The following is a 16,932-nucleotide window of genomic DNA, read 5'->3' on the forward strand; positions in this document are numbered from 1 at the left end:
TCAACTCAACGAAGATGTTAAACTTTGTTAACTTGGATGGCATCTCAACACTACCAAAGCGTGAGAACAATACTGATAAATTTTCTACTTATCTCATGCTTAATCATCAAAATGGTCGATTAACACTGCAATGGAAATATCAACCTTATTTAAAACGCAACATAGAACTATATACACAAAGAAATGAGAAAGTTTATAGTTTATGGCGGCAGCAAGATAAAGGAAATGGTCTAGCGCAGTTTTGGCGAACTGTAGCTATTAAAGAATTTCAAATAGTAGCAGATTGGGAACCAGCAAACAAACAACAATTAGCATTGGAACATCTAGCAAGCTATTTTGAAGAAAAATGCTATTGGGCAGTTAAAAATATATGTAAATATCAAAATCAAGAAAAGTGGGAAGAATATCTCTGTTTTGCCAGAGTGATAATTTACGATCCTCTGAAATTAGCAGAAATATTGTATAAATATAACTTGCAGCAATCTAATATTGAGACATACGTAACAACAGCCTTAGAAAACAATATTAAAGATGAAATGCGAGTTAAAAAGTTTTCTCGGTGGCGAATGTTATCTAAAAAGAGTGATAAAGAATTAAGAGAAGCACTGCAAGTATCAGGACTGAGCGAACCTAATATTTCTCAGGTTATTTTTGCTAAAAAATATTTTAAACAAGTTTATTTATTTAACAAAGTTCAAAACCCTGCCAGAAAAAATGGTCAGAAATGGCCCGACCCAGATAGAGAAGATTTTGAACAAGCTGCTCAGTGTTACAATGCAGAGAAAGTCTTGCCTTCTGCACCTCATGAGGTATCTGCTTCAACTCATATTACTGCCAAGCAGATGCAATCTTGGATGGAAAATTCTATTGCAGCATTACAAAACTATCCAAAATCTATAGTACCTCAATGGTCTCTTGATGCCTTACAAACTAGTAGTGGATATGAAGCACAATATGACATCCAAGAGGAAGCTTTAGAACTGGAATGGCACGACTCAGCAGAAGAACTAGGAGAAAGTCAGCAATTTCTCAACAAAAAAACTAGTTTGTCTTTACGCGAGCAACTAGAAGCGATGAAACCTGAATCTCAAAAACTTTTGCTGCTTTACTATGGGTTTGGACTTAATCAACAACAGTTAGCAGCTAGGTTAGAAATTAATCAAAGTACGATTTCTCGGTATTTGAAAAAGTCCACAATTACACTGCTAGAAACTTTAGCAGGAATATCACAATCTCAAGAATGGGTAAAGGAGTATGTGACAAATTGGTTAAAGCAAGATTACACTAATCCCTTACACTCAGATTTGATTCAAGCAACTTTAGTGTCAGGTATCAAAAAACTCTCTTTGGAAGAAAAAGAACTTTTTCAACTTTGTTACGGTCACAAGTTGAGTGAAATAAAAGTTGCCAACAAATTAGGTATTGAGCAAACTGAAGTAAAGGAAAAGCTTTCTCAAACTAAGTATAAGCTCCAAGTAAATTTGGTCGAACAGATAAATGTTTGGATAAAAGAGTATTTAGAGAAATGGTTATCAAAACATTATAAATCTCTAATTAAATCAATTCTCCGAACTAGAGATAATTCAGGCAAAAAATTAGAAATAGAAGAAACGATTAATATCGTTCTTAACGCATATTTCCCAAAATCTAAGTAAATACAAGTAGGTGAAGCGAATGTTTAACTTAATGGAATTAGCAAGTAACAACACAAAGCATCTTTGGTTAAAGATTGCAGGAACAGAGCAAAAAAGAGCATGGCAATATAGCCGACAACACCACTCTAATCCTATCGCTCGTTACAATTCATATCTTAATCATATTTGCTTGGATCATTTCATCAGTTGGCTTGAAGATTGGCTGCAAGAAGAATCTGGGCCGCAACCCTCAATATGGCCTGAAAAAGATACTCTACCTACTATTTTGGAAGTAGTGAATGGTATAGCTATTCAAGTAGGTGAAACACGGCTAATACTATTGCCAACTGAAACCATAGATTTAGAAGAATTGTCTGTACCGCAAGAGTGGGTAGATATCCCCAATTGGATAGCTGACTATTACTTAGCAGTACAGGTAAATTTGGATGATGAAGATGAGTGTTGGATGGCAGTACGTGGCTTTGCAACTCATCGTCAATTGAAGAACGAAGCCAGATATAATCAAAGCGATCGCACTTATTCTTTAGCAGTTGATGAGTTAACAGAAAACTTTACCATCCTGTTGGCAACACTAGGACTGAATTTTCGAGAAGAAGTGCCATCTTTAGCAACTTTATCAGCAGATGAAGCTCAAGATTTGTTACGAACTTTAGCTAATCCATCTATTTATTCACCGCGTTTACGTACAGATGTATCATTTAGCCAATGGGCAGCACTACTTGCTAATGAACAATGGCGGCAGCAACTCTACAATCAGCGTTTAGGTTTATTGCAAAGTGAGATTTCATCTGTTGCTAACATTGCACCCAATAAAATACAAGTAAATTTAAGTCAATGGTTTGATAAAGTTTTTGAGATAGGTTGGCAATCCATTGATACGCTAGTAAATACGCCACAGTTGGGAAATTTAGCGTTTGCTACCAGAAGTTTTGATGCTTCTAAGGTATCTGTTGTCAATGGAGTTAAACTCATTGATTTGGGAATGCAATTAGGAGAACAAACTGTAGCGCTGCTGGTTGCTCTTACTGAAGAAGTAGAGGGAAAAACTAGTGTTTTAGTGCAAGTACATCCTACTGGTAATCAAAAGTATTTGCTACCCCATTTAAAACTAGTACTTTCAAGTTCAGGACAGACTTTACAAGTAGTTGAATCTAGAACTCAAGATTACTATATTTCACTAAATCGTTTTAAATGTGTGCCTGTAACTAGCTTTAGTATTCAATTGATTCTAGGTAATTTTAGCATTACAGAAGATTTTGTGATTTGATAAGTAGAAGGTAGGGGGCGAACCACTGCTGTGGACGCGTTAAGAGGCATAAAAGAGTCAGCCAAACGGGGTCTTTCAACTACTAATCGGACTGACCAAAACTAGTAGCATTCAAGCCCCGCACTTGTAGCGCGGCTTTGATTTTTAATGAACGCGGTCTTCTTCTTTGTTAATTTCAAAGATACTAATACCGTTTCTTTGTAAGGCTGCACCAAATCCTAGCTTTTTTTCAGCGCAAAGGGACGCAGAGATTTTCTGAGGATAATCCGCCATATTCCAAAATAGTTAAGCACATCTTCATAGAACATTGATATAAAATTTATCTTTTGTGCTAAGTCTTTGAATGCCTGAATTAATGTATCTAATCACTCTGGAGTGAATATCTTTTTTTGGTATTTAGTTACAAATATCAAATAAGCTTAAAGAGATGTAACGCTATATTTTCATCGTCTATATTCTTGATTCATAACAGTAGACTAAATGATACAATTCTACTATGAAAGCACCTGCGCGTTACCGCGTCTATCCTCGTAATAGCTAGCAGTTACTCTTAAGTAAACTTCAGGTGATATTTCAGGTGATATTAAATATAAAAATATATTTTGTATAATCCCCAACAAGTGAAAATTAATAATATAATTGTCAAAGTTTATCTATCAAATCAATTCACAATTTCAAAGCAAAAATTTAAAATGTGATATTAATTTTTTGGAAAAAAATGTACTTTTAATGTTATCTAAAAATTTTAGTAATTAATGATGGGTAAGTTAGTTGTTATAAATTTAGACAAAGGTAACTTAAGTGATGGCTTCTCAATTGTTAACGCACAATTGTGGGAAAATAACAACTCTCGTCCGATGCAATTTACAGGTAGTTTACCCGCAGCCCCAGAAATTGCTGAACTTTATAAACGCTATCAATTAATCTATCAAGCACTCCAACAACGATTTCATGGTCGAGCTTTAATTGAAATGGAATCAGTTGGTTTAAATAATATTAGTGAAACTGATTTTACTGAAGTTTGTCAGGAGTTACATCAGCAAATTAATAGTTGGCTCAACTCAAATTCGTTTCACAAAATTGACCAACAATTACGAGCCAGATTGACTTTAGACGAAGAATTTCAGGTGATTATTGAAACAAGCGATCGCCTGCTACGACGACTACCTTGGCATCTATGGAACTTTTTTGAAGATTACCAAAAAGCAGAAGTAGCTTTAACTCCTCCAACTTATGAGCGAATTAAAGTATTACCCAAAAAAAATGGTAGACAAGTTAGAATATTAGCGATATTGGGTAATAGTACAGGAATTGATATTCAGAAAGACCAAACTTTACTAAAGCAATTACCTAATGCCTCAACAGTATTTTTGGTAGAGCCTTCACGCCAAGAATTAGATAAATGGTTATGGGATAAACAAGGTTGGGATATTCTGTTTTTTGCAGGGCATAGTCAAACTCAAGAAGATACAGGTTTAATACATATTAACCAAACCAGTAGTTTAACCATACCCGAATTAAAAAATGCTTTGAGATATGCGATCGCACAAGGTCTAAAACTTGCTATTTTTAACTCCTGCGACGGTTTGGGATTGGCATCGCAGTTAGCCGATTTGCATATTCCCGAAGTTATTATCATGCGAGAGAATGTGCCGGATTTTGTTGCTCAAGAGTTTTTAAAGAATTTCCTCTCAGCTTTCGCAGGGGGTCAATCTTACTATTTGGCAGCACGTTACGCACGAGAAAGGTTACAAGGTCTAGAAGATGAATTTCCGACTGCTTCTTGGTTGCCAATGATTTACCAGAACCCAGCAGAAGAACCGTTGACATGGAACGGGTTACGCGGGCAAACAGAAGCGATATTTTCCCCTTGGTTCAAAAAACAGAGACTGCAAACAGCATTAGTGGCAAGTATGGCGATCGCAGGCTTGGTGTTGCAAATGCGCTCGCTAGGAATCATGCAGCAATGGGAACTGTCGGCTTTCGATTCGATGATGCAGATCAGACCAGATGAAGGCCCAGACCAACGCCTATTGATAGTTAAAATCACAGAAGCAGACATTCAAGCTCAAAAGCAGAGGCAAAAATCCTCGTTATCAGATGAGGTATTGCAAAAGCTGATGCAGAAATTGGAATTATACCAACCAAGGGCGATCGGTTTAGATATCTATCGTGATTTCACAGTAGAACCTCAATATAAAGATTTAGCAACTCGCCTGCACCAAAGTGACAAGTTTTTTGCTATTTGTAAACTCAGTGGAGGCAAGACACAAGCGCCTGGTATTTCAGCCCCGCCAGAAATTTCAGGCGATCGCGTCGGCTTTAGTGATGTTGTGCTAGATAGTGATTTTGTAGTTCGGCGTCAGCTATTAGCCGTAACTCCAGATCCAGAATCCCTGTGTAAAACACGCTACTCCTTAAGCTGGCAATTGGCAAGTCACTATCTAGCAAAAAAGGGCATTCAATCCCAAATTAACAACGAAGGATATTTGCAACTTGGCAAGGTTGTCTTTAAACCTATAAATATCCCTACAGGTGCTTATCAACAATTTGATGCGGGAGGTCACCAATTGCTGCTCAACTATCGCGCCTCGCGCGATGTTGCTCAACAAGTTACTCTCGCACAAGTACTCAAAGGTCAGTTAAATCCCGATTGGGTGAGAAATCGGATTGTGCTGATCGGTGTTGATGCTGACAGTGTTAAAGATTCTTTCCTGACACCTTACAGTACAAAAACTATGCCCTACCAACAAGTACCAGGTATAGTAATTCACGCCCAGATGGTTAGCCAAATTCTTAGTGCCGTTATAAATCACCGACCACTGTTATGGGTCTGGCCTCTATGGGGTGAAATTCTTTGGCTGTGCGGCTGGTCGTTAGTAGGAGGAATAATCGCTGTGTATCGTTGGTCGCGATCGCAACTAGCAGTGGTAATTGGTGTTGCACTGATTACCTTATATGGATGCTGCTTTATTCTCTTGCTATTCGGTGGTTGGGTGCCGTTTGTTCCTACTGTTTTTGCCTTAATAACTACTGCTTTTGGAATTCGTCTTTTTACTAGAGTTTACTAACCAAATACTTAACTAAACTTGATTATGACTAGAATAAATTTTCGATTTCTGCAGATATTAGTGTTTAGTCTTACTTTTATAGTAGTTAGTCTTACACAACCTGCACAATCTCAACAACCATCTAACAATAACTCGAATAGTACCATCCGCTTTATTCAGCCAACTTTAGAAAAGGAACCAGAAAACCGAGGTGCGCCTAGAGATCGCCAAGGAGCAGGAACGCGTGGTGATTGTCCAAATACGAACATACCTTTAACTGCATTAGTACCCTTGATACCAAGAAATTTGAAACTAAAGCAATTAAGAACTACAGACACATCCTCATCAAAATTTGTTTTGGGGTTAACAAATGCTGAACATCCTACCTTTTGGTTTTACGTTCCTTACCAAATTAAAGATATTAATGTTGTCAAGTTTGTAGTACTAGATGAAAACAATAATTCTATCACCAAAGAGCCTCTGTTAATTAACTTGTCGGGAACACCCGGAGTCATTAGCCTTCGCGTTCCGACAACAGAGAAACCACTAGAGATTGGTAAATATTATCATTGGTACTTCTTAGTTGATTGCAAATCACAAACCTCCTCTGAAGAATCTGAGGATATTGCTGTCGAAGGGTTAGTGCAACGAATAGAACCGAACCGCGATCTAGTCCGTCGCTTAGGGACAGCAACACCACAAGAACGTGTCGCCCTTTATGCTCAAGCAGGCATCTGGCAAGATGCTTTGACACTTTTAAGCGAACTCCGCCTTGCTAAACCAAAAGATACCGTCCTAGCTTCTAACTGGCAAGACCTGTTAAAGTCTGTTGGCTTGGAAGATGTTGCCAGCGAAACTATTACACAGTGCTGTACTCGTTAACCACTATATTAACCGACAGAACTAATACTGAATTGTACCAAGAAAGGCAGGAGTTAGGAGTTTAAGAGTATCAATTAAAACTTTAGTTCTGGGTTGAAAGCCGAATTTTAACTGATAATTTTGAGACTGCTTGCAGCAAGGTATAAAACGCCTACAGTCTAAGTCCCACTTTTTTGAGGGTGGGTTCCTCCAGCATAGCTGCTTTCTACCTTCTGCCTCTTGAATGTCCAGCAAATACCAACATCTGCATAAATCAACCCAGGTTTTTCCAATAAGGCATACAACCAACATCAAAGAGTCAACACAAGTGCAAGACAGTCTTGTATTTGTTTACAAACATCTTTGCATAACTTTTTAGTAGGTTATAAATATGCTTATTGAAAACAAAATTCCGGGTTTGCCAGGAGAGTACTATAGATTCAAAGGTAATGAACCTTTACTATTAGATGACCCGCAGACAGTTTGGGTAGTGCGATCAGGTTCCATGTCACTATTTGCTATTGCGGTTAACAATGGTACCCCAGAAGGAAAACGGCGTTATCTATTTAATGTTAAATCCGCAGAAGCGATGTTTTCAATAGCACCAGAGTTTCAAAGCAAGCAGCTGCAAATTTTAGCAGTGTCGCTTGAGGAAACAGAACTGCTCAGAATCTCTCGCAAAGATTTTGAGTCTATGTTCGCACACAAACAAGACTATGCAGTGGATTTGCTAGAGCGTTGGATATATCAACTGGGTTCAGCTGTTGTTCGCGAACCAGATTGCAACTTAAAAGTTTCAAAGCCGAGAACCCAGTTCTTCTCCTTAGGAAATGGCGAAATATTCCGACCAGAACAAGGTAGCGTATCTTGGGTACGAATCCAACATGGTTATGCCAATTTAATGGGATTTGCCGAACTGGTTATTAAGCCTGCGTCTGGTTTATTACCTTTGAGTGCTTATATGTGGTTGCAGGCGGAGGGCAAATTAGAATTAGAAAGTTTTTGTGCTGAAGAGATCCAAGAAGCAGACACTTTAATGGTTAGTCTGGCTCAACTGCAAATGAATTTCCTGCAAATTATTAACTTGCTCTGTGAGCAAGAAATCCAGCAAGAAATCCAGAGGTGTCGGCAAAGAGAACACCTGAAGCGTCAGGTTCTGCACGAAACGTTGGAGGAACTGTCATCTGTGGTGCAACAGAGGGAAACAGCCACTTCTTTACAGATGATACATAGCAGTAATTCCTCAGACCAAGCTCTGTTAGTTGCAGCGGGAGGAGTGGGACGTGCTTTAGGCATTGCAATTCGCCCTCCAGCTCAGTCAGAAGACCTCAAACGCCTTAAACACCCAATAGATGCGATCGCCCGTGCTTCACGAATTCGGATACGTCGCTTGCATCTGATCGGCAACTGGTGGAAAAGCGACTGTGGGCCGATGCTGGGATACACTTTAGAAGACGAGAGTCCGGTGGCTCTGTTACCAGTTAAGAGCGGTGCAAGGGGCAACCGCTATGAGATTTTCGATCCGCTCAAGCAGAATCGCACTTTTGTAGATGAGCAAAGCGCTGCTACGCTCTGCACCACTGCCTATGTATTTTATCGACCTTTGCCCGATAAAAACCTCAAAACCTGGGATATACTTCTATTTGCACTAAGGGGTCATTTTAAGGATTTAGTTATCATCCTGTTAAGCGCAATTGCTGTTTCTTTATTAGGGATGGTAACGCCCCAAGCTACTGCTATTCTCATAGATAACGCCGTTCCAGATGCCGACCGGGGACTATTGTTACAAATCTGTTTAGGTCTTTGTGCAACAGCTTTTGGAGGTACAATTTTTCAACTAGCTCAGGGACTTGCCCTCATGAGACTAGAAACTTTTGCTGACTCATCCACTCAACCTGCGGTGTGGGACAGGCTGTTAAAGCTAAGTGTATCTTTTTTCAATCAGTATTCAATTGGTGACTTAGAATCCAGGGTTTCTAGCATCAGCGAGATCCGTTCCAAATTGAGCGGCACAGTTCTCAAAAGTATTTTCTCTAGCGTGTTTGCCTTCTTAAACTTGGGATTGCTAATTTACTACAACGGCTCGTTAACCTTGATAGCTATTGTTGCAGCTGTTGTAAATATTGCCCTGACTTTTTTCTCTGGTATGCTCACCCTCCGCAAGATTCGTCCCTTATTGGAGCAACAAGGACAAATCTTTGGTGTCATGGTGCAGTTAATCAATGGGGTTGCCAAATTGCGAGTTGCAGGAGCTGAAGAACGCGCTTTTGCTTACTGGGGTAAACAGTATAGCCAGCAAATAAAATTAGTGTTGAGTACCCAAGCTATTGAAGACGTTCTCGCTGTCTGCAATAAAGTCTTGCCCATACTCACATCTTGCGTGCTTTTCTGGTTTACTGCCACATTACTACAGCAGAGCCAGCAATCACAGGGTACTCAAGCACTATCCATTGGTACTTTCCTGGCGTTCAACTCTGCTTTTGGTACCTTTATTAGCGGTGCAACCAGCTTGAGTACAACCGTTGTGGATGTTCTTAAAATCGTACCTTTATGGAAGCGTGCCCAGCCAGTTTTGCAAGCCGAACCAGAAGTTAATAATAGTAAAGCAGATCCTGGCAGGTTATCGGGCAGAGTTGTTGTAGACCATGTGGCTTTTCGTTACCACGCTGATAGACCCTTAATCTTAGATGATGTGAATATTCGGGCTGAACCTGGGGAATTTATTGCTCTGGTGGGGGTTTCTGGGAGCGGGAAATCAACTTTGTTTCGGTTATTACTGGGATTTGAAACTCCAGAATCTGGCAGTATTTACTATGATGGACAGGAGTTGACAGGACTGGATATTCATGGTGTGCGGCGACAGATGGGTGTTGTCTTGCAAAATAGCCGATTAATGTCAGCTTCTATCTTTGAAAACATTGCCAGTGGTGCTTTAGTCACAATTGATGAGGCATGGGAAGCCGCCCGGATGGCGGGTTTAGCAGACGATATTCAAGGTATGCCAATGGGTATGCACACTGTTGTCAGTGAAGGAGGTGCTAATATCTCTGGCGGACAACGGCAAAGGCTGTTAATTGCTAGGGCGTTGGTATTGAAACCACGAATTTTACTGTTTGATGAAGCTACCAGTGCCTTAGATAACAAAACACAGGCTATTGTTAGTGAAAGCCTTGATCGGCTAAAGGTAACGCGTATAGTCATTGCTCACCGACTCAGTACAATCCACAGTGCCGACCGTATCTATGTGCTTCAGGATGGTCAGGTTGTACAGCAGGGTAGTTTTGAGCAACTAGCCAATCAGCAAGGGCTATTCGCTCAACTGATGATGTGGCAAAAGCTATAAGTAGGGCTTGCTGAAAAACCAATAAAAGGTGACATTATCTAGATTATCAGACAGGGTAAGCTCATCTAATTTGGTATAATTTGAACTTGACAAATCAAAGAAGATAAGCATAACCGAACGGATAAAAAAGGCACTGTTTGATTTATTACCGTGAAAATGTACGTCTTGAACCAGAACAGATTGAATTATTCTTACAAGAAGGGATGGAAGTTTTTGATTTATTGAGAACAAAAATATCCGACAACTAAAGGATACTGTCAAAATTATCCTAAACTGAATAATTTTGCGATCGCAGGCAATAATTTATTACCCGCTTCCACCAGGGAGGCGATCGCAGGTAAACTAGAAAATATCCCTTTCAACATGGTGATTGCGGTTTTTGCAGTCTTTTGCTTGGTGGATTCGTGGGGATTTTTACCCGCTTCAGCTAAAGTTTGCACCTGTGACAGCGCCTCGGCTTTCTCTTCATCTGGTAAATCTGAGGATTGGGAAATTTCCTCACAAAAGTAGGTGTAATTGTAATGCAATCAATTTTCTGGAGTGTAGAAGAAGTAGCCCTAAGAGCTAAACAGTTTTACGAAAACGGTATTCGTCAAAATGTCGAGTGTGGTGACAATATCGGTAAGATGATTGTGATTGATGCAGAAACGGGTGAATATGGGATAGATCCCACTGGTGTAGAAACAGCGTTAAAGTTAAAACAGAAAAACCCTAATGCTAGATTGTTCACCATCCGAATTGGTTATGATGTTGCTGTAAGTATTTGGTGGTGCGATGGAGCGTACTGCTGAATGATTTATGGCAAAGTAATCAATTAGATTTTCAAAACAATGGTTTAGTTTCCCTAGAAAAACTCTAATCGATAAGTTTTTGTTTGTATTGGTTGAAGTTACGTCTTTGGAGATTTTGACCGGAACAGTCTAAAGTCATATTCCACTTTACAGAGGTGAGCAAATTTTACTACATACTCACTGCTGTAAATTCAAGAATAGTTAGATATATTTCTAAGTTGAGGCTCAAAGGCTCAACGCCGAGGTTCAGAGGCTCAACATTGAGGTTCAAAGGTACAACATTGAGGTTCAAAGGCTCAACATTGAGGTTCAAAGGCTCAACGCCGAGGTTCAAAGGCTCAACGCCGAGGTTCAGAGGCTCAACATTGAGGTTCAAAGGTACAACATTGAGGTTCAAAGGCTCAACGCCGAGGTTCAAAGGCTCAACGCCGAGGTTCAAAGACGCGATAAATCGCCGTCTCTACAATAATTAGTCCTTTGTAGAGACGGCGATTCATGGCGTTTCTTGCTTTAACCGAACAGTATTGTCTACCTAACGTTAATGTGAGTTCGACTGGTCATATCATGTCCACCCAAAAGACCTGACCTCTCCCTGGTTTTACTACGCAAAACCTGTCCCTCTCCGAGTCGGAGAGGGACAGACTTGAACTTTAGTTTAAGGCAGGGAGAGGTCTGTCGAACTCACGTTAACGTTATTCTCCCGCAACCCAAGCACCATGAAACCCATAAGGCACTCGTTGAGGAATTATCACCCGCGCTACAGGTTCAGCAGTTATATCTTGGGCATTCACCACTACTAATTCTGAAGTATCTTCACCCTCATCATGGACGAAAGTTATAAGCCAACCATCATCTTCAGCCGTTGCACCAGGACGCGGCGCAAACACAGCTTCACCGCCGTAGCGTCCTTCTCCGAAGTTATGGGTTTGGGATTTTCCACTGCTGAAGTCGTACTTAATAATACCTTCAAAGAAAGGTAGGGGATTGTTCGCCATTTTGTTACTGTAGCCATATCGGGTTTGTCGCCCCAATCGGTTTTCGTTAACGCGGGGAAATTCGGAAGCGACATCATCCAACATTTCTTCGCGCACTGTTCCTGTGCTGAGGTTGAATCGCCAGCGATACAAACGGGGGATATTTCCTTCTGGGTCAAGTTGTGACTCATCAGAACTCAAAACATTAGTAGAACTCATGCGACAAGCAATCAGCACTACTTCGTCTCCGTCTTCGTAGGCGTTGAGGGTATGGAAGACGTAGCAAGCGGGACTCTCAAACCAGCGGATATTACTGTTGTCACCGTGACGTGGTAGAATACCGAAGCGACTGGAGCGATCGCGCTCAAACATCATTACAGGTTCTCCCCGTTGCGCCCTTTCAAGATCAAAAGTCAGGGGCAAATCCATGAAAATGGTGTAGTTTTCAGTGATGGCGAAATCGTGCATCATCACCCCTATTGGCAACTCAATTGGCACTGTCCGCAAGAGTTCGCCTTGTGCTGAAACCACACTATATTGCAGATACGGTGGTACAAACAAAGAATAGCCAAAGAAGATCATTTCCCCTGTCACTGGGTCTACTTTGGGATGGGCTGTGAAGGCAGAAACCAGTTTGCCATTGTAGGTATACTCGCCAATGGTATCTAATTCAGGAAGCTTGATGGCGTGAGGTTTACCCCCTTCGTTTAGCGCCAACATCTGACCAGCGTGCCACACTAAGGCAGTGTTGGCAGTATTTTTGTAAGCGCCGTGAGGATTATCCATTTGCGGTGGTTCTAACAATCCACTCCAAATAGCCTTACCTGCTTCTCGTTCTTTTTTCCATCCGGCTGTCTGAATGTAGCGGTTACGATAAGTGGCTACGCCGTTGCTAATTTGCACACCATGCAACATCCCATCGCCATCAAACCAGTGATATTGACCGATGGGTGTCCATTGAGGGTTAGGGCCATTCCGTACAAACATCCCCGATAATTCAAGGGGTAATTCACCGATGACTGACAATTTGTCGGTGGTGATTTCTTCATGGATTGGAGCGAAGTTGCGATCGAGATAGGGATTGACTGCTATTGTTACCATTGTGCTGAATTAACTGTAAATTTGGGTTTGCCATTATGCTGATTGTGGAATTTTTGCAATCGGTCTACCAATTAAACCTTTTCTTCTAGCTGTTTAATTCGTTTGATTTGCAGGAGGTTCCACTCATCTTCAGAAAAAGGTGTGCTAAACCAGGTATCTAATATTTCTTTAGCGATCGCTTCTGTAGTTGCACGTAAACTTAATACAAGAACGTTCGCATGATTCCAGATGCGGGCCCCGCGTGCCGTCTCAGCATCATGGCACAATGCTGCACGTATCCCAGAAACTTTGTTGGCGGCTATAGATGCACCAGTACCAGTCCAACAAAAGACAATTCCCTCATCTGCTTTCTGGGTTGCTACCGCCGAAGCAACTTTACTACAGCTAACAGGCCAATCGATTTCAGGATCATTTTCAGCTAGGGAACCAAAGAGTATAACTTCATGCCCACGCTGCTTAAGTTCTGCCAGTACCCTATCAGTAAGGTTGGTGCGTTCATCACTGCCAATAGCAATTTTCATGCATTCCCCTTTGAAATTAGTCTTCCCCATCTCCTCATACTACGATGTTTATAGAAGACAGGGAAAAATTAATTACGAATTACGAATTACGAATTAATCTTCAGATTTGGTTGAATATACCGCAGTGTTACCATTCAAGGACACTGCTTTTGCTTGTAGTTCTTGATCCCGATTTGGTTTGATAAATCTCTCTATTGTCGTCTTAATCACAATATACAAAATCGGCACTACAAACAAACTCAAGAAAGTCGCGATTAACATTCCTCCAAACACTGCCGTTCCCAAAGATTGGCGACTACCTGCACCTGCACCTGTGGCTGTAGCCAACGGAAAAATTCCCAATAGTGTAGAAAAGGCAGTCATCAAAATTGGGCGTAACCGCTCTTGTGAAGCCTCAATTACTGCCTTAGTAAGAGAAAGTCCTCGCTCTCGTAATTGGTTAGCAAATTCCACAATCAAAATAGCGTTCTTACTAGCTAAACCAATCAACATTACTAATCCAATTTGACAGTAAACATCATTAGCAAAACCCCGTAGAGATTGAGCTACAAGCGCTCCAAAAATCGCTAAGGGAACTGATAACAGAATGATAAAGGGATCGACGTAGTTCTCGTATTGAGCAGCTAGTACCAAAAATACAAAGACTAATCCTAATCCAAATATCAAAGGTGCTAAACCAGCTGAGTCTATTTCTTCTAATGCCGTTCCTGACCATTCGTAACCATAACCTGCTGGTAAAACTTCTTTAGCAACTTTTTCCATTGCCTTAATCGCGTCTCCAGAACTAGAGCCGGGAGCAGCAGCACCATTGATTTCAATTGAGCGGAAAAGATTGTAGTGATTTATCGTTTGCGCTCCCACAGTTGATGTAACTTTGACTAAGTTACTCAAGGGAATCATCTGATTCTGTTGGGAACGAACGTACAGTTTACCAATATCCTTGGGGTTAGATCGAAACTGGTGATCTGCTTGGATATACACGCGATAATTGCGCTGCTGGAGATTGAAATCATTCACATATTGTGACCCTAAAGCAGTTTGTAATGTACTAAAGACATCATCTATAGAAACTTGCAATGATTTGGCTTTATTACGGTCTACTTCCACAAGCAATTGTGGTGTATCTGCGGCAAAAGTACTAAATACAGCTTGTAATCCTGGTGTTTGATTAGCTTTACCTAGCAACTTACCCATTGACTGCACCAGATTTTCTAAGCCACTGTTACCTCTGCGGTCTTGTAGTTGAAACACGAAGCCGCCAAAGTTTCCTAAACCCTGAATTGGTGGCGGATTCACAGGAAATACCCTAGCTTCTGGAATGGACAACAACTTACCCTGCAATTTGCCGATAATTGCCTGTACTGATTGATCGGGTCTTGAGCGCTCGTCCCAAGATTTTAAAGTTGTAAAGATGATGCCGCTATTGGCGGTGCTACCACTAAAACCAAATCCACCGATCGCAAAAGTCCCCAGTACTTCTGGAATTTGCAAAATTTCTTTTTCTACCTGTGCAATCACATCGCTGGTATATTGCAGCGAAACCCCTTGCGGCCCTTGGATAATTGTGAGGAAGTAGCCTTCGTCTTCGTCTGGGAGAAAGGCTGTCGGTACTGTGGTGTACAGCCAAGCGGTCATTCCCAAGGAGACGATAAACAATCCAATGACGATACCTTTAATGTGTGTGAGAAAGGTTAGCGATCGCTCGTAACTTGACCTTACCCATTCCAAAAACCGATTAATCAGGTCAAAAAACCAGCTAATCCACCTTGGAGGTCTTTGTCCTGGACGCAGCAGCAGCGCACACAAAGAAGGTGTTAAAGTCAAAGCCAGAAATGTCGAAATCGCAATGGAGAAAGCGATCGTCAGCGCAAATTGCCGATAAAGTGCGCCTGTGGTTCCTGGAAAAAATGCCACTGGCACAAACACCGCCATCAACACTAGTGAAGTGGCAATAACTGCGCCGAACAGTTCCGCCATTGATTCACTCGCGGCTCGGCGAGGGCTAATTCCTTTATCCTGAATAAAGCGGCTAATTTGCTCCACCACCACGATCGCATCATCTACCACCATCCCCGATGCTAAAGTCAGACCAAATAAAGTCAAACTATTGATCGAAAAGTTAAAAACTTTGACGAAGGCAAACGTCCCAATTAAGGAAAGCGGAATGGTAAGTGCCGGAATTAAAGTGGTTCGCCAGTCCTGCAAAAACACAAAAATTACAATTACAACCAGCACCACCGCTTCAATCAGAGTCTTGATCACTTCTGCCAAGGACTCTTCTACAAACATTGTTGTGTCAAAAGCTACCTGATATTTCAGCCCTGGCGGAAAATTCGGAGCTAATAGTGCCAGTTCAGCTTTGACTCCCCTAGCTACATCCAAAGCATTACTACCAGGAACCTGATAAATCCCTAACCCGACAGCATCATTGCCACGAAATCGTAGAAATGAACTGTAGTTTTCTGCTCCCAGTTCTGCTCTCCCGACATCTTTGAGTTTGACTAGTGTGCCATCATCTCCAGTTTTCAGGACAATTTCTTCAAATTCTGATGGTTCTGTTAATCGGCTGACAGCACGCACATCAAGTTGATACCTTTGTCCTTTCGGAGCCGGTTCTTGGCCAATTCTTCCTGCACCAACTTGCAAGTTTTGTTCTGAAAGAGCATTGGCAACATCTTCAGTCGTTAGTCCCCGACTGGCCAGGCGACTCGGATCTAACCACAGGCGCATTGCGTAGCGGCGTTCGCCAAAAACTTGAGCGTTACTCACGCCTTTGACTCTTTTTAAGGCATCTGCTAAGTAAAGGTCAGCATAATTACTTAAAAATATATTGTCATACTCTTGATTTTCAGAGTATAAGCCAATTGCTAAGAGAATATTGCTAGACTCCTTTGATACCTGCACTCCTGTACGTTGCACGGAATCTGGTAGTTGCGGTTGGGCAACGGAAACACGATTTTGCACATCCACAGCGGCAATATCTTTATCCCGTGTTGAATCAAAGGTAGCTGTAATCGTACTAGTACCATCGTTACTGCTGCTGGAAGTGAGATATCTTAGTCCTTCAACGCCGTTGATTTGCCTCTCTAAGATATTCGTCACCCCGCTTTCTACAACTTCGGCACTAGCTCCGCTGTAGTTAGCTCTCACACTGATTTGAGTAGGACTAATTTCTGGGAATCTTGCGATCGGTAATGTGGGAATACTGATTAGTCCTATTAGAAGAATAGCGATCGCGCAGACCGATGCAAAGATTGGCCGCTTAATAAAGAAGTCAACAAACATAGGTTACAAAATTGGGCTTTGGGTATTTGGTATTGAGAATGGGGCATTGAAAAGAGGCAGAGGGGCGGGGTGCTGCTCTTGCTG

General features: G+C 41.3%; 10 protein-coding genes and 1 pseudogene. 6 read left to right on the forward strand and 5 right to left on the reverse strand.

Features of this window, described 5'->3' with window-relative positions:
• The first annotated feature begins 14 nt into the window (after positions 1–14).
• The 5 genes from V7L07_RS25175 to V7L07_RS25195 all read left to right on the forward strand — a co-directional run bounded on the left by V7L07_RS25175 (position 15) and on the right by V7L07_RS25195 (position 10,176).
• A complete protein-coding gene (locus V7L07_RS25175) occupies positions 15–1,655 on the forward strand; it encodes a sigma-70 family RNA polymerase sigma factor (RefSeq protein WP_335061543.1) in 1,641 nt (546 codons plus the stop codon).
• A gap of 19 nt (positions 1,656–1,674) precedes the next feature.
• Positions 1,675–2,922, forward strand: coding sequence for a DUF1822 family protein (locus tag V7L07_RS25180; RefSeq protein WP_335061544.1), 1,248 nt, complete (start codon positions 1,675–1,677; stop codon positions 2,920–2,922).
• A 755-nt stretch (positions 2,923–3,677) separates the two neighbouring features.
• The gene (locus V7L07_RS25185) at positions 3,678–5,993 is read left to right on the forward strand and encodes a CHASE2 domain-containing protein (protein WP_335061545.1); all 2,316 of its coding nucleotides are present in this window, start codon (positions 3,678–3,680) and stop codon (positions 5,991–5,993) included.
• Positions 5,994–6,053: 60 nt separating this feature from the next.
• The gene (locus V7L07_RS25190) at positions 6,054–6,854 is read left to right on the forward strand and encodes a DUF928 domain-containing protein (RefSeq protein ID WP_335061546.1); all 801 of its coding nucleotides are present in this window, start codon (positions 6,054–6,056) and stop codon (positions 6,852–6,854) included.
• A 370-nt stretch (positions 6,855–7,224) separates the two neighbouring features.
• The gene (locus V7L07_RS25195) at positions 7,225–10,176 is read left to right on the forward strand and encodes an NHLP bacteriocin export ABC transporter permease/ATPase subunit (protein ID WP_335061547.1); all 2,952 of its coding nucleotides are present in this window, start codon (positions 7,225–7,227) and stop codon (positions 10,174–10,176) included.
• A gap of 263 nt (positions 10,177–10,439) precedes the next feature.
• Here V7L07_RS25195 and V7L07_RS25200 read toward each other — a convergent pair whose 3' ends face one another.
• Complete coding sequence (locus V7L07_RS25200) at positions 10,440–10,703, reverse strand: hypothetical protein (protein ID WP_335061548.1); 264 nt, start codon at positions 10,701–10,703, stop codon at positions 10,440–10,442.
• Here V7L07_RS25200 and V7L07_RS25205 point away from each other — a divergent pair.
• Positions 10,698–10,971 (forward strand): annotated as a pseudogene (locus V7L07_RS25205) (hypothetical protein). The gene V7L07_RS25200 and the pseudogene V7L07_RS25205 sit on opposite strands and share 6 nt — an antisense overlap.
• Before the next feature lie 165 nt (positions 10,972–11,136).
• Here the strand turns inward: V7L07_RS25205 and V7L07_RS25210 are convergent.
• From V7L07_RS25210 to V7L07_RS25225, 4 genes are all read right to left on the reverse strand, one after another.
• The gene (locus V7L07_RS25210; protein ID WP_335061549.1) at positions 11,137–11,406 is read right to left on the reverse strand and encodes a hypothetical protein; all 270 of its coding nucleotides are present in this window, start codon (positions 11,404–11,406) and stop codon (positions 11,137–11,139) included.
• Between the two features lie 253 nt (positions 11,407–11,659).
• A complete protein-coding gene (locus tag V7L07_RS25215) occupies positions 11,660–13,042 on the reverse strand; it encodes a carotenoid oxygenase family protein (protein ID WP_335061550.1) in 1,383 nt (460 codons plus the stop codon).
• Between the two features lie 71 nt (positions 13,043–13,113).
• On the reverse strand, positions 13,114–13,563 hold the full coding sequence (locus tag V7L07_RS25220; RefSeq protein WP_334696807.1) for an RpiB/LacA/LacB family sugar-phosphate isomerase: 450 nt from the start codon (positions 13,561–13,563) through the stop codon (positions 13,114–13,116).
• A gap of 93 nt (positions 13,564–13,656) precedes the next feature.
• The gene (locus tag V7L07_RS25225; RefSeq protein WP_335061551.1) at positions 13,657–16,848 is read right to left on the reverse strand and encodes an efflux RND transporter permease subunit; all 3,192 of its coding nucleotides are present in this window, start codon (positions 16,846–16,848) and stop codon (positions 13,657–13,659) included.
• Between the last annotated feature and the right edge of the window lie 84 nt (positions 16,849–16,932).

The organism is Nostoc sp. (assembly GCF_036916985.1).
GTDB lineage: Bacteria > Cyanobacteriota > Cyanobacteriia > Cyanobacteriales > Nostocaceae > Nostoc.

Bases quoted from the DNA above. Each gene is read 5' to 3' on its own strand.
- V7L07_RS25215 (WP_335061550.1), bottom strand. From the start codon at position 13,042: ATGGTAACAATAGCAGTCAATCCCTATCTCGATCGCAACTTCGCTCCA.
- V7L07_RS25225 (WP_335061551.1), bottom strand. From the start codon at position 16,848: ATGTTTGTTGACTTCTTTATTAAGCGGCCAATCTTTGCATCGGTCTGC.
- V7L07_RS25175 (WP_335061543.1), top strand. From the start codon at position 15: ATGTTAAACTTTGTTAACTTGGATGGCATCTCAACACTACCAAAGCGT.
- V7L07_RS25195 (WP_335061547.1), top strand. From the start codon at position 7,225: ATGCTTATTGAAAACAAAATTCCGGGTTTGCCAGGAGAGTACTATAGA.
- V7L07_RS25180 (WP_335061544.1), top strand. From the start codon at position 1,675: ATGTTTAACTTAATGGAATTAGCAAGTAACAACACAAAGCATCTTTGG.
- V7L07_RS25185 (WP_335061545.1), top strand. From the start codon at position 3,678: ATGATGGGTAAGTTAGTTGTTATAAATTTAGACAAAGGTAACTTAAGT.
- V7L07_RS25220 (WP_334696807.1), bottom strand. From the start codon at position 13,563: ATGAAAATTGCTATTGGCAGTGATGAACGCACCAACCTTACTGATAGG.